Source organism: bacterium (assembly GCA_035559435.1).
In the GTDB taxonomy this organism is placed as follows: domain Bacteria; phylum Zixibacteria; class MSB-5A5; order WJJR01; family WJJR01; genus JACQFV01.
This window is the reverse complement of the sequence record DATMBC010000083.1, coordinates 1-13,272: the sequence shown is the minus strand read 5'-3', so window position 1 is coordinate 13,272 and position 13,272 is coordinate 1. Positions and strand designations below refer to the sequence as shown.

General features: G+C 62.7%; 14 protein-coding genes. All 14 read right to left on the bottom strand.

Features of this window, described 5'->3' with window-relative positions:
* Nucleotides 1–15 precede the first annotated feature (15 nt).
* The gene (locus tag VNN55_10200; protein HWO57923.1) at nt 16–657 is read right to left on the bottom strand and encodes a hypothetical protein; all 642 of its coding nucleotides are present in this window, start codon (nt 655–657) and stop codon (nt 16–18) included.
* A 20-nt stretch (nt 658–677) separates the two neighbouring features.
* The gene (locus VNN55_10195; protein HWO57922.1) at nt 678–1,526 is read right to left on the bottom strand and encodes a hypothetical protein; all 849 of its coding nucleotides are present in this window, start codon (nt 1,524–1,526) and stop codon (nt 678–680) included.
* A gap of 13 nt (nt 1,527–1,539) precedes the next feature.
* Nucleotides 1,540–2,163: a hypothetical protein gene (locus VNN55_10190; protein ID HWO57921.1), complete on the bottom strand. Its 624-nt coding sequence runs from the start codon at nt 2,161–2,163 to the stop codon at nt 1,540–1,542.
* Between the two features lie 21 nt (nt 2,164–2,184).
* Nucleotides 2,185–3,552, bottom strand: a complete 1,368-nt coding sequence (locus tag VNN55_10185) for a DUF6754 domain-containing protein (protein HWO57920.1) — start codon at nt 3,550–3,552, stop codon at nt 2,185–2,187.
* Between the two features lie 113 nt (nt 3,553–3,665).
* Entirely contained in the window at nt 3,666–4,409 is a 744-nt protein-coding gene (locus VNN55_10180) for a hypothetical protein (protein HWO57919.1), read from the bottom strand.
* Complete coding sequence (locus VNN55_10175; GenBank protein HWO57918.1) at nt 4,409–5,296, bottom strand: hypothetical protein; 888 nt, start codon at nt 5,294–5,296, stop codon at nt 4,409–4,411. Before VNN55_10175 ends, VNN55_10180 begins: the two co-directional genes overlap by 1 nt.
* Before the next feature lie 3 nt (nt 5,297–5,299).
* Nucleotides 5,300–6,088 carry a hypothetical protein gene (locus tag VNN55_10170; GenBank protein ID HWO57917.1) on the bottom strand — a complete coding sequence of 263 codons (789 nt, stop codon included), beginning with the start codon at nt 6,086–6,088 and terminating at the stop codon, nt 5,300–5,302.
* A 13-nt stretch (nt 6,089–6,101) separates the two neighbouring features.
* A complete protein-coding gene (locus VNN55_10165) occupies nt 6,102–7,340 on the bottom strand; it encodes a fibronectin type III domain-containing protein (protein HWO57916.1) in 1,239 nt (412 codons plus the stop codon).
* Between the two features lie 34 nt (nt 7,341–7,374).
* Nucleotides 7,375–8,028 (bottom strand): hypothetical protein, encoded by a 654-nt coding sequence (locus tag VNN55_10160; GenBank protein ID HWO57915.1) that lies wholly within the window; start codon nt 8,026–8,028, stop codon nt 7,375–7,377.
* A gap of 5 nt (nt 8,029–8,033) precedes the next feature.
* Nucleotides 8,034–8,906, bottom strand: coding sequence for a hypothetical protein (locus tag VNN55_10155; protein HWO57914.1), 873 nt, complete (start codon nt 8,904–8,906; stop codon nt 8,034–8,036).
* A 12-nt stretch (nt 8,907–8,918) separates the two neighbouring features.
* A complete protein-coding gene (locus VNN55_10150) occupies nt 8,919–9,575 on the bottom strand; it encodes a hypothetical protein (GenBank protein HWO57913.1) in 657 nt (218 codons plus the stop codon).
* Between the two features lie 8 nt (nt 9,576–9,583).
* Entirely contained in the window at nt 9,584–10,822 is a 1,239-nt protein-coding gene (locus tag VNN55_10145; protein ID HWO57912.1) for a DUF6754 domain-containing protein, read from the bottom strand.
* Between the two features lie 191 nt (nt 10,823–11,013).
* The gene (locus tag VNN55_10140; protein ID HWO57911.1) at nt 11,014–12,138 is read right to left on the bottom strand and encodes a hypothetical protein; all 1,125 of its coding nucleotides are present in this window, start codon (nt 12,136–12,138) and stop codon (nt 11,014–11,016) included.
* Nucleotides 12,139–12,173: 35 nt separating this feature from the next.
* Nucleotides 12,174–13,272: glutamate mutase L (locus VNN55_10135; GenBank protein ID HWO57910.1), on the bottom strand; the 1,099-nt coding region annotated here is incomplete at its 5' end.

Genomic DNA, 13,272 nt, shown 5'->3' with positions numbered 1-13,272 from the left:
AGTGCGTAGCCGCCGCTATCCGCGCGGCAGATTGATCCAATCGAACATCAGGAATTGCAGGCGTTGGATGAGAAGCGAAATGCGCGCCATCACGGTAAAGCCGAAGGAGGCGCCGAACCCGATCATCAGCGTGGCGATGCCGATCTGCGCCAGAAAGCCGGTCGCGCCCTTGTGTTCCTTGGAGAAGAAGAAGTAGATGAGCGCGGTGATGACGCCGATCAGGATGATCAGGTTGTTGACGGTCAGGGCGGTGCTGGCGTTGGCGCTGTTCATCTGCGTCACCAGGTCGATCGAGCCATACAACTGCTCGATCACCTTGGCCTTCATCTCCAGCGTGATCGCCACTCCCGAGGTCACGCCGATATAGATCGCCAGCGGGTAGCGCGACACCCACGACCAGCCCTTAAACAGGCGGGTCCACATCAGCAGGCCCAGCAACGTCGGAATCAGGTACCACCAGTTCCCCGCCTGCAGGTTCTGCACCACCTTGGGCATGAACGCGGTGTAGAACAGGATCAGAACCCAGTACCCCGCCGATACGCCGACCATCAGGTGCTCGGCGAACTTGTAGAAGGGGTTGTCCTTGTACAAGAATGAGAAGATCGCCAGCGTCAGAAACGCCGCAACCCAGATTCCAATCGTCGTTGACCAATCCATAAGGTGCCCGGTTTCCGCTCCTATGCCTTCCGCTTCTCCGAGCGACGCATCGCGAAGAATCCGACATTCCCAATCACGATGAACAGAATGATGATGGCGTGCGCCACGATCTGCACCTTCATCCCCTCGACCGCCGGGCCCGGAGTGTTGACCAGCATCTCGTACTCCGCCGCGCCCTTCAGCCCGCCCAGCAGCCCGAAGATCTGGTCGGTCTGCAGGTAGGGATAGTACTCGGTGGCCATGACGCCGGTCACGCCGATGGCCAGCGGCACCCCGTAACGCCCGTTGCCGTAGGAGATCCACCAGTCGGTGGCCGAGGTTCCGGAGATGTTGATCACGGCCTTCACGTCGCTGTAGTTGCGGATGTTGGCCATCATCGGCAGCGAATCCAACGACACGCCGTAGTAGTCGCGCGGGAAGGGAATCCGGTAATTCTGCCCCATGCCGAGGATGATCAGCACCGGGTAGGGCTTGTAGCCGAGGTAGACAAAGTCGACGCCGTTGATCTTCTTCTCGCCGGTGAGCGCCGCGTGACGCGCCACCGCCGTGTCGATGCGCTCGGCGGCCAGCGCCGGCCCGAATTGGTGCAGCGCGGTGATGATGACCTTGATGTCCTTGGTGAAGCACTGCTTCAGGACTGACAGCGTCATCGGATCCAGCTCCGCCGAGACCGACGGGTCATAGTCCAGCGCCAGATGGATGGCGTCGCCCGCGTTGAGACCCTCGATGTAGTTGTAGATGTTACGCGCTTCCTTCGAAATCGGCACGGGGATGGAGAAATCCAAAAGCAGCGAGACAACGACCGCCACAAACAGCGTGAGGTAGACCCAACGCCGGTCGATGGCGAACATTTTCTCGAAGAAGTTCATTGCCCGGTCCCCGTCAATCCCGGCCCATGTAGGACCGTTCGATGCCCAGCACAATCTTGAGCGCCGTGGCGACAATGCCCAGCCCGACGCCGATCACGATCGCGCGTTTGGCCGCCAGATTCGGCACATTCAACACCCAGTCGGCGGTGGTGCCCACCGGGTCGGTCAGCGGCCCCAGCGGGAAGAATCGGATCATCACGATCACCGCCGAGACCAGGAGCACGGTGGCCAAGAACGACCGCGCGCGGAAAGCGCGGTAAGCGGCCGAGGCGATGAAAAACGACAGAATCGAGAACATCGTCGCCGACACCGGATAGACGATATAATTGAACTGCCAGCGCACCGCCGGGGCGTTGTGGTCGCCGATGCCGGGAAGCCCGGTCGCGATCATCCCCGCCAGCCCGATCAGCGTCACAATCGCATACGGCCAGTTCTCGGATTTGCGCCGGATCTTCCCCCACGACACCCGAATCAGCGAGAAGATGCCCAGCATCAGCGCGAACACGCCGATGATCGGCGGCCAGTCGAGCGCGACAAACTCGTAGAGATACTCCGATTGCTCGTGCGGAATGAAGTATTGGAACAGCGTGAAGGCGCCGCACAGAAAGATGATGGCAAGTGGCAGTTGGCGCTTCATGGTCTGGTTCGCTCGTCGGGTCTAAAAACTCAGGTGAAACGTCCGCGCAATCCACTGCCATTGCAGGGCGGCGCCGACGCATCCGGCGATCAACACGCCGAGGAAGATCGCCTTGGCGTAGTCCTGGGCCTTCAACGTGCCCAGCAATTTCGGCTCGCGGCTCAGGTACGCCGAGGCGGCGAAGAGTTCCTCGCCGATGAGCGTGTAGTCGCAGGCCACCACAAAAAACGGAATCTGCGTGGTCCGGTCGGTCCCGGAAATCTGGATCGACCCGGCGATCGAACCGGTCTCGGCCAGAATCAGCGACTCGGCAAAGAAGACGCCAAGGTAGAAGTTGGTCGCCGTCTGCCGCCGCAACATCGTGCCGTTGACCGCCGCCACGTAAGCGAATTGCTCCTGCGTCACGAAATAAACGATGTCGTCCTTGTACTCGTCGGGACGGCCCGCGTCGAGGTAGGCCTGCTTGACCGTCTCCTGCGCGATCGACATCACCACCGCGTCATAGCAGGGGACCAGCAGTTCGGTCCGGTGCTCGGCGACCTTTTTGGTCACGCGCGAGAGGATCGTCAGCGAGGCGATCGTGGCGATCTCATCGGCCGCGCCCAGCCCCAGGACATACAGGATCGGCCGATTCATCTCGGTGGCGCGTCCGATGGCCTCATCGACCGCGTTGATGCCCGCCAGCGGTCGGATATACAATTCCCTGCCGCTTTTGGCCGCGTTGATGAAATACAGGACCAGCGCCAAAAAGATGACCACCGGAATGCCGATGTGGAGCAGCTTGCCGGTGTGCAGATACTGCCCGGACGCCGATGCCGGCGCCGACACTTCGGATTCGGCGATTCCGCCGGCGTCGTTGATCGTCAGGACCTTGTAGCGAAATTCGATGTGATCGGGGAGGAAGTCGTTCGAGGCGCGCTGTTTCCCGCCGCGGTTTTCGTAGCGGGTGCTGCCCATCGGGACATCCGCCAGCGTGTCCCATTGGTTCTCGATGAAGCGCCAGGCCGCGGTTCCATACGCCCGGCTGTCAAACAATCGATAGGAGGGATCGCCCGGCGGCACCGAATCGGGGCTGATCGGGCCGCGCAGGGCCGGCGTTCGCAGGACCCGATACATGACCACATTGTTGCGGCCCTGACCGTCATCGCCCGAGGCCGTCCACTCAACCGTGATGGCGTGGCCGCCGTCGTTGGGCGCGTCATAGGCGCGGATGCCGGTGGCCGGAAGCGGCGGCTGAGGCGCCGGCGCCGTCTCGACCGCTACCGTCGCGGCTGTGTCGCCCGGCGTCTGCGCCAACGTCAGAGTGGCCCACAGCATGGCCAGAACCACCATGCCCAAGGCAAGGAGTCGCGCCGGCGAAGTGTATGGAGGGGTGGGCGTGTGCGGCATGGTCGCAGGGTCCAACAAAAGCCAACTTAAACCGTGCCGTCGGCCGATGCAACGACTAACCGCGTTGCCGCCTCTAAATTCGCGGCTCGGAGACGGGGCGATCGATCCGCTTATTAGCTGAGAATCCCCAGCCAGTCGCCCAGCAGGAATTGGAAGCGGCCCACCAGGAGCGAAATGCGCGCCATGACGGTGTAGCCGAACCCGGCGCCGAAGGTCACCATCAGGATCCAGATGCCGATCCGTGAACCGACCCCGAAGGCGCCCTTGTGCTCCTTGGAGAAGAAGAAGTAGATCAGCCCGCAGAAGACCCCGAGGAAGATCACGATGTTCGACATCGAGGTCAGCGTGTCAAGCGCGCCCCCCTCGATGACCACCAGGGGCACCATCGTGGAGTTGATCTGGCCAAGCAGGTCGGAGGCCATGTAGCGGATGAAATTCAGGCCGGCGGTGGTCCCGACGATGAACGCCAGCGCCCAGCGCGAAATCCACGGCCACTTCGGCGACAGTCGCCACAGGAGCATCAGCCCCAGCACCGCCGGGATGAAATACCAGTACGACGGCGGCTGGTCGGCGATGGCCGGGACAAACGGACGCACCAGCGGGGGGTGGAGCTTGCCGATCAGGTTGGGAATCAACACCGACCAGAATCCCATCACCATCCAGTACCCGGCCGACACGCCGACGAACAGATGCTCGGCGGCCTTGTAGAAAATGTTGTCCTTATAGAGGAAACTGAGGATCGACAGCGTCAGGAACGAGCCCAGCGTGATATAGAAGCCGCGCAGGGTGGTGGAGACTGCAAAGGCCAGGATCACGGCAATCAGGCCGACCAGATACCAGATCGGGCGGCGTTCCACTACGGCGTCCCCTGTCGTTTGGCCTCACGGCGACGGCCGGCGAAGTAGGCGATGTTGCCGATCACGATAAACAGCATGATCACCAGATGGGCGACCGCCTGCGGCCCCATCATGTCGATCCCCGGATGCGCGACATTCGCAAACCGCGGATACCGGCGGATCAGTTCGTATTCGTATTCCGCCGCCCCCTTGATGCCCCCCATCAAACCCAGCAACTGGCTTGGATAGTACGGGTACAGAAGCGGCGCCTGGACCGCGGTCACGCCGCTGGCCACCGGGATCTTCCCCGGGTCGCCGGCAAAGAGCACCCACTCCTTGGTGCCGGGGAATCCGCCGCCGAAGGTGAAGATGATGTCGAAATTGCGCAGGTTGCGGATCTGCGCCATCATCGGAATCGAGTCGATCGCCGTCCCGTGCACGTCGGTGGTGTACATCTTCTTCATGTCGGTGAGGATGACGTTGATCAGTCCCTGGTTGCCCGACTTGTAGCCGAGATTGAGGTAGTCCTCGCCGTAGCGGTATTCGGGAAATTCCTTCTCGATCACGCGGTGGATGGTCTCATCGGTGATGTTCTGCCCGGTCGCCCACAACGCCATCAGGTACAACTTCTGCTTGCGCGCGGCGCAATGACGGACCACCGCGTCGACCATCGGCTGGACTTCCGGCACCGTCGACGGCGAATAGTCAAACGAGATCAAAACCCGCGATCCCTCGGGCAGGCTCTCGATGCGGTCGAACATCGAGGACACAATCGGCGAGATCTTCTCCGGGAAGATGACATGGAACACAAGCGGCAGCGAGACCGCCAGCGCGACGAACAGAAAGATGATGCGGCGGTCAATCGCCTGCACCCGTTCCAGGAACGTGGGACGCTCGCCGTTGGCCATGGCTTACTTCTCGTCCGCTCCGAGATAGGTCCGTTCGACGCCGAGGATGACGCGCAGCGACATCGCGATGACCCCCAGCGAAATGCCGATCATGATCGCCCGCTGGCCGGCCAGGTTCGGCACCGCCATGATCCAGTTGGCGAGATTGGGAATGTGGAAGAAGTCCAGCCACGAGGGCAGCCAGTCGGTGGCGTAGGTCCCCGCCGGCGTCCGTCCCAGCAGTATGATAAACGCCGTCGCCAGCAGGATCGTCGCTTCCAGCGTCTTGGCGCGAAACGCCCGGTATGAGGCCGAGGCGACAAAGAACGCCAACAGCGCGTACATTGTCGCCTGCAACGGATTGAACATCGACTGGTAGAATTCCTGGAACAACCCGCCGGGCTGGGTCACGTTCCCCTGCCACCCGTCCGGATTGCCGATCTTGAACAGGCCGGCGTAGAGCATCGCGAAGAACCCCGCCAGCGTGATCAGGGAGAAGAACCAGTCGCGCCCGCGCTTGTCTTCCAGGCCGCCGAAGGCGAAGAAGGGAAACTCGACCAGGAACTTAAGCGGCCAGAACCCGCCGCCCTTCTTCGCTTCCTGCACCGAGGTGCGCACCCCGCGCAGAAACCGCGCGCCGTGAATGCGGACCAGGTTGCCGCCGCCCAACAGAAACGCGAACACCGCGATGATGTCGAAATACAGCGAGAAGTTCTCGCCTAGCCGGCCGAAGGGATGATGCGGAATGAACGCGGCAATGATGAGCACCGCGCCCACGATGAGAGTGATGATCAGCGGAACTTGACGACGCATCGAATCCCGGTCCTCAGTTCAACAAAAACAGGTCTTTCACCCAGTTGCCCGCCCTCAGGAACCACTCGACCCGTGTCACCTGATGCAGGGTCAACAGGATCACGCCGGAGGCGATCGCCAGCATGGCGATGCTTTTGCCCACATCCTGCCCCTTCAGCGAGCCCAACTGCTTCGGCTCGTTGGAGAGATAGGCGGAGGCGGCGAAGAGCTCCTCCCCAATGAGGGTGTAGTCGCAAGCGGCGACAAAAAACGGCAATTGCGCCGGCATGGCGGTCCCGGCGATCTGGATCGCGCCGATCGAGTTGCCCGTCTCGGCCATGATCAGCGACTCGGCGAAGAACGCGCCCATATAGAAGCAGGTGGCGGGTTTGTCGCGCACCATGATGCCGTCGACCGCCGCCACATACCCGAACTGCTCGTCGGTCACATAATGGACCGCGTCGTCGGAGTAGGCATCGGGACGTCCCGCCGCGATATAGGCCGACTTGATCGTCTCGCGCGCCGTGGACATCACAATCGACCGCGAGGTCGGCACTTCGATCTTGGTGTCGTATTCGGCGATCGTGCGCGCGACATAGCCGAGAATCGTCACCCCGGCCACCGTCTGCACATCGTCCATGTCCTGAATGCCGGGGATGTACAGAATCGGACGTCCCATTTCGGTGGCACGGCCGATTGCCTCCTGCACCGCTTCCAGTCCCGCAATCCGGCGGATGAACAGCTTCTTGCCCCGGCGGGCCGAAGCGATGTAGTAGATGATGGAGCCGGACAGCAGAAGTCCAATGACCAGCACATTGGTCCGGTTGGTGTTAAACCACTGCGCGCTGGACATCACCGGGCCCACCGGCGCGGCGGCCGCGCCGCCCTGCGCCGTGCTGGCAACGACCTGATAGTAGTAGCCCACGCCGTCATGGGTCGAGGCGTCGGCGAACCGGGTCGCGCCCTTCGGCGCAAACCCGACCGATTGGAACGGTCCCGCCGCTGACTCCGAACGCAGAATCTCGTAGCCGATGATCGCGGTCGCGGTGTCGGCCCCGCCATGATCGTCGGGGGACAAATCCCAAGTGACCGTGATCGATCCGCCTTCGTCCCCTTTGGTGTCGCTCACACGGACATTCTGCGGCGGACCGACCAAGGCCGCCGCCGTATCTGCGGTTGTCTGGGGGATCGCAAAGGCAGGGAAGAGCGCCAGGATCAGAATCGCCGGAGACAGTGCAACGAGCAGGGATGAGAGACGGTCAGCGCGATTCATGACGTTGGTCTGGCCCGGCGGCCGGCGCGCCGGCTCAATTGATCAGATGCAGCCAGTCGGCCAGCAGAAAGTCAATCCGTCCGATCAGCAGCGACATGCGTCCCATCACAGTATATCCGAACGCCGCCCCGAAAGTCACCATCAGAAACCAGGTCCCGATCCGGGAGATGGTGCCAAAGGCGCCCTTGTGCTCCTTGGAGAAGAAGAAGTAAAGCAGTCCGGCAAAGGTCCCCAAGGTGACCAACAGCATGTTGAACGAGGGCCAGAATTGGAAGGCGCCGGTCGCGCTGTAACTGATCACCGGCTGCACTGAGTTCTGCAGCTGCGTCATCGCGTTCGATTGCAGGTAGGTGATCAGGCGCAACCCGGCGGTGAAGCCCACCACAAACGCCAGCGGCCAGCGCGAAATCCAGCCGATGCTGGGCACCAGGCGCAGGAGCATCATGATGCCCAGCACCCCGGGGATCAGGACCAGAAGGTCGCCCTGCATAAGCGGGTCGCCCAACTTCGGCAGGAGGTTCGACCAGAAATAGCTGACAAACCAGTACCCGGCGGAGATCCCGACAAAGAGCGCCTCGCAGAACTTGTAGACCGGGTTGTCCTTGTACAGGAACGACATGATGCCGAGCGTGAGCAGCGCGCCGACCCACGTGCCAAACAGGACCCAGCCGGGATGATCCATCCACATAGGCGCTACTTGTCCCTCCGGCTCTTCCGCGTGGCGAAGTAGGCGACGTTGCCAATCACAATGAAGAGGATGACCACCACATGCGCCACCGACTGCCCCACCATGAACTTCAGCGCGCGGCCCGGGGTGCTGGTGATCTGCTCGAATTCGGCCGCGCCGCGCATCCCGCCAACCAGCCCGGCCAACTGACGCCCGACATACGGAAACATCTCGGTGGTCTGCACCGCGGTGCTGGCCGAAATCATCCGCACCCCGAAGCGGTCCACCCCGAATTGCACCCATTCACGCGTGCCGGGATAGCCCGACGACACATTCACGACAAAATCGAAGTTGCCGAGATTCTTGATGCCGCGCATGATCGGGATCTCCCCGACCGGGATGCCGCGGTAATCGCGCGGGAAAGTCGACGGAATATCCGATCCCATCTTCTGGATCACCGCTTCGTTGCCGGACTGGAACCCGAGGTTGACATAGTCAACGCCCTCGGTCAGTCGGACGTCTTTGAACTCCTCGTCGGCCAGCGCGGAACGCAGCGCCAGATTGGCCTGCTGCGGGCCCTGCGGCCACAGGCCGATGATCACCATCCGCCACTTCTTGCGCAGCCCGACCTTCAACGCCGTGACCGCCATCGGCTGCAACTCCGGCGCCGACGGCGGATCGTAGTCCATGGAATAGAGCACCAACGCGCCGTCGGGGACCGCCTCCAACGCATCGGCGGCCATCTGCACCTCGCGCGACACCGGCAATTTCTGCGTAATATCGAAAAACAATGGGAAGATCAGCGCCACGCCGATGAGGATGAAGATGACGCGGCGGTCGATCCGCATCATCCGCTCCAGGAAGGGCGCGCGCGTCATGGTGGGCTCGGTGGCTGACATGTCGAAGTCCGGCTATTCGCCGCCCAGGTACGAGCGCTCCAGTCCCAGAATGAGCCGTAGCGAGGCCGAGGCCACGCCGAGCGCGATGCCGATCATGATCGCGCGCTGGCCCGCCACCTGCGGATAGGTCATAATCCAACTGGCCACGTCCGACAAACGATACCCCTCCGGCAGGAAACCGGTCAGCGTGTCGCCAACCGGCACCCGACCCAACATCACCAAAAACGCCGCCAGCAAGAGCAACGTCGCCTCCCAACTGCGCGCGCGGAAGGCGCGGTAGGAGGCAGAGGCAACGAAGAATGCCAGGATCGCGAACATCGTCGAGGACAGCGGCGTGTAGACGTTGACGTACAGATAGTCGAAACGCGTCCCCGCCAACTGGAACCCGCGTCCGCCCGAGAAGAAAAGCCCGATGATCGCAATCAGCAGGAACGACAGAATCACAACGATGCCGTACCAGCGGTCATGGCTCTTCTTGGCCAGCGTCCGTTGCGTGCTCACCCGCAGCAGATTCAGCGCCCCAAGCCAGATCGCAAAGGCCTGCAGGATGCCAAACCAGTCGGAAAACGTGTCGACCAACGTGCCGAAGGGCCGGTGCGGAATGAAGAACTGCACGATGCAGACCACGCCGACAAACAGCGCGATGAAAGTGGGGATTTCGCGACGCATGGCCCGGCCTACTCGACCTCGAAATACTGTCCGATGTTATAGGGACCGAGTTTCTCGGGGTCGCTGGTCTTCAGCGTGATCGCCCCGATCGACGTCAGGATGATCCCGACCAGGATCGTCACCAGGATGATCCCCTTGCCGACATCCTGCCCCTTCAGACTGCCCAACAGTTTCGGTTCCTTCGAGAGGTACGCCGACGCGGCGAACAGTTCCTCGCCGATGAGCGTGTAGTCGCAGGCGGCGACAAAGAAAGGCAGCTGCGCCGGCATCGCGGTCCCGGCGATCTGGATCGCCCCGATCGAGTTGCCGGTTTCCGCCAGAATCAGCGATTCGGCGTAGAAAGCGCCCATGTAGAACATCGTCGCGGGCTTGTCGCGCATCACCAGGCCGTCGATGCCGGCCGCATACCCGAATTGGTCGTCGGTGAGGTAGTAGACACTCTCCTCGCGGTAGGCATCCGGACGGCCGGCGTTGAGAAACGCTTCCTTGACGACTTCGCGGCAGGTGACCATGACCAGCGACCGCGACACCGGCACTTCCAGCTTGGCCTCGTAGTCGGCGGCCACCTTGGCGACCCGGCCGAGAATGGTGATCCCGGCCAGCGTCTGGACCTCGTCCATGTCCTGGGTGCCGGGAATGTAGAAGATCTTCTTGCCCATTTCGGTGGCGCGCCCGACCGCCTCGTCAACCGCTTCGAGGCCGCCAATCTTGCGAATGTAGACCGACTTGCCCGACCGGGCGGCGTTGATGAAGTACAGGATGGCCGAGCAAAGGATGATCACGGCGATCAGCGCATTGAGACGGCGCGAATGGAACCACTGCGCCACTCCCTGCACCGCCGCCGACGGCTCCGACTGAATGTACACCGGTTTGGGCTCGCCGCCCGGCACCGGCGCCAGCGCCACCGCCGAGACGATGTAGTGATAAATGGTGCCGGAGTGAACCGTGGCGTCGGTGAAGGAGGTCTGCCCCGCCGCGGCCGCGCCCACGGTGTCGAAGGGCCCGTCCGGGGATGTCCCGCGCAGAATCAGGTACGACTCCACATTGTCCAGACCGGCGCCGTCATCCGGCGAGAGGTTCCAGCTGACAATGATCGCCTCGCCGTTATCGTTGGGGGCATCCGACCCGCGCACACCGGTGGGCGGGTGCGGCGCCGGCGGCTCCGCGACGGTCGGCGCGATCGCCGCCATGCTGTCGCTGGGAGGAGACTGGGTAAAGGCCGGGCCGTGGACGAAAAGGACGATCAACAGGACAAACAGTCCCTGCCGGAGGAGGGTGCCTGTTGGCTTTCTTCCTATGTTGACCCGTTCCGACAAATCGCCGCTTATGCTGGTGAGGCCGCGGGGTTGTGATGTCAATGGATTCCGCTCCGCCACGACGGAGCACGACCCTGACTATGTAACCGGCTGGTCAATCCGGTGTCAAGCGATTCTCGCGATCAGACTTCCTCGATCATCTCCACATTGGCCCGCGGGACCACTGCGCGGGTCTTGTCTTCGAACTCGACTTCCAACACGCGCGCGTGCGACTCCGACTCCAGCACCTGAAGCGGCGCCGGCAGGTCGGTCACTATGCCCAGACGGCCAAAGTAGGGTTGACGGATCACGCGCACCGGCGAACCGATGGCCAGTCCGGCGATTTCGGCGGTCTTGGCTGCCTGGACCGAAGAGGTGGCCTTGGGGATGACCACTTCGGGACGAATCACGCCGGCGCGGATCTGCGTGGCCCCATTAATGCACGCCATCTGGCCGGCATGGCGCTTGAGCAGTTGGAATGTTTTCTCGGCCATCGCAATCCGGCCGAAGCCCTCGGTCACCACCAGCGTGATGCCCAGATCCTCGCTGCCGGTGATCGCGACGCCGAGGTCCTTGCCGAGGAAGTCGCGCAAATCGCGGTCGTCGAAGCCGCCGACCACGATCCCCACCGCCCCCACCGCGATCGCCTTCTTCAGCGCCGCGGCCGTCACCAGCGATCCGCCCACCAGCACCTGCCCCTTGCACCCCGGCGTGATGTCCTTCTCATCGAGAACGGCGGTGTGATCGGGCGAGAGAATCTTGATCGGGCCGTGGGTCTCCCCGCCGATTCCGAAGATGCCCTGCACAAACGATCCCACACACGCCACCGTGACGCCTTCGGCCGGGTGGACGTCGATCACTTCGCCCTTCAGATAGGCCTTTACCTGGACCGGGACCGGCTTGCCGCGCAGAAGCACTTGTCCGGTGACGCTGGAAACGCTTTCCACCGTGCCGTCGATCTTCGATTTCACTTCCGACTTGAACAGGCCGAAAAACGACGATGAGCGCGCGATCACCTCGCCGGCTGTGACCGGCTCGCCTTCCTTGCGCAACATGCACTCCGGCACATCCTCCGGCGGCACGCCCAGCAAATTGGCGACGTTGACCGGCTCGACCGGCCCGGGCAGATGGGTCTGCGCCACGACCGTGTCGGGCTCGACCTTGTCGCCTTTCTTGACCAGCACCTCGCCCTTGAGGGGGAGGATGCGTTCCTTCACGACGCGAATCTCGTCGGTAACCTTTAATCCCGGGGTGTATGCGTGTGCCATGTGATCCTAACCGTCTGAGATGATCGGCCCAATCCCTACGCCCGCTCCAACGCCGCGCGCGGATAGATGTCCAGTTCCAGCATCCACTCGCGCAGTTTCGCCACACGGGTGGCGTCATCGGTGGGCACCGCAAACGGCCGTCCGCGGCCGTCGAGGATGATCCCGACCACGCCGCCGGAAATCTTACGCTCCACTTTCACGCCCTTGCCCGCGCCCACATCGAACGCGCGCTGCGGCTCGAAGACCGCCTTGGCCACCGCCGGCAGACTGGTCTTCTCGTCCATGCCCAGTTTGAACAGTTTCATCGTGCCGAATTCCAATGTGCCCTTCTCGACACGGCCATCGGGAAACTCGATGTGGTAATCCATCACCGGCCCCTTGCCGCCCTTGGCCTCGCCGACCGGCGCGATGCAGGTGCCCAGGTGAATCAGGCAGTCCTTGTTGAACACTTCGGTGGCCGCCCTGGGATGCACTTCGGCCAGCACCCCCAGTTGCGGCATCATGAAGATCGAGTCGACCGCCAGCCGCGTGATCCCCTCCGGCAGGAAGGCGTCGATCAACATCAACGCCGACTGTTGACGACGCGGCGCGTGCGAGAGCACTCCGCCCGACCCGATCAGCATGTCCAGCGTCATCATGTTGACCAACGTCTGCCCGGAAGCCGACTGCTCGAAGGCGTCGGCGATCGTGCGCTGCTGCTGGACGCCCTTGAGCACCGTCGCAAACGACTTGTGCTGGATGAAGGCCAGGCGCAACGCCTCCTTGGCGATTGCCTGCTCGAAGATCAACTCCTCCATCGTCTGCGGAATGGTGGTCGGACGGATCATCTTGTTTTTGACGCGATTGCGCAAATCGCGCTCGTCCATGTGGAAGGGGACCCAGCGCATCACGTTCGGCAACCCAGCCTCGGCGAACACATTCGAGATCGAATACGACATGCCGAGGTTGGCCGACACGGTGCGGTTGAACACGCCTTGGAAGACCGAGAACACGTCGGTGGTCGCCCCGCCGATGTCGACGCCGACCACCTCGATGCCTTCCATCTCCGCGACGCGCTTGATGATCGAGCCCACCGCGCCCGGGGTCGGCATGATCGGGGCATCGGCCCACTCCATCAGCTTGCGGTACCCCGGC

Excerpts from the sequence above, each read along its gene's own strand:
- VNN55_10200 (HWO57923.1), bottom strand. The coding sequence starts at position 657 with ATGGATTGGTCAACGACGATTGGAATCTGGGTTGCGGCGTTTCTGACG.
- VNN55_10195 (HWO57922.1), bottom strand. The coding sequence starts at position 1,526 with ATGAACTTCTTCGAGAAAATGTTCGCCATCGACCGGCGTTGGGTCTAC.
- VNN55_10190 (HWO57921.1), bottom strand. The coding sequence starts at position 2,163 with ATGAAGCGCCAACTGCCACTTGCCATCATCTTTCTGTGCGGCGCCTTC.
- VNN55_10185 (HWO57920.1), bottom strand. The coding sequence starts at position 3,552 with ATGCCGCACACGCCCACCCCTCCATACACTTCGCCGGCGCGACTCCTT.
- VNN55_10175 (HWO57918.1), bottom strand. The coding sequence starts at position 5,296 with ATGGCCAACGGCGAGCGTCCCACGTTCCTGGAACGGGTGCAGGCGATT.
- VNN55_10170 (HWO57917.1), bottom strand. The coding sequence starts at position 6,088 with ATGCGTCGTCAAGTTCCGCTGATCATCACTCTCATCGTGGGCGCGGTG.
- VNN55_10165 (HWO57916.1), bottom strand. The coding sequence starts at position 7,340 with ATGAATCGCGCTGACCGTCTCTCATCCCTGCTCGTTGCACTGTCTCCG.
- VNN55_10160 (HWO57915.1), bottom strand. The coding sequence starts at position 8,028 with ATGTGGATGGATCATCCCGGCTGGGTCCTGTTTGGCACGTGGGTCGGC.
- VNN55_10155 (HWO57914.1), bottom strand. The coding sequence starts at position 8,906 with ATGTCAGCCACCGAGCCCACCATGACGCGCGCGCCCTTCCTGGAGCGG.
- VNN55_10150 (HWO57913.1), bottom strand. The coding sequence starts at position 9,575 with ATGCGTCGCGAAATCCCCACTTTCATCGCGCTGTTTGTCGGCGTGGTC.
- VNN55_10140 (HWO57911.1), bottom strand. The coding sequence starts at position 12,138 with ATGGCACACGCATACACCCCGGGATTAAAGGTTACCGACGAGATTCGC.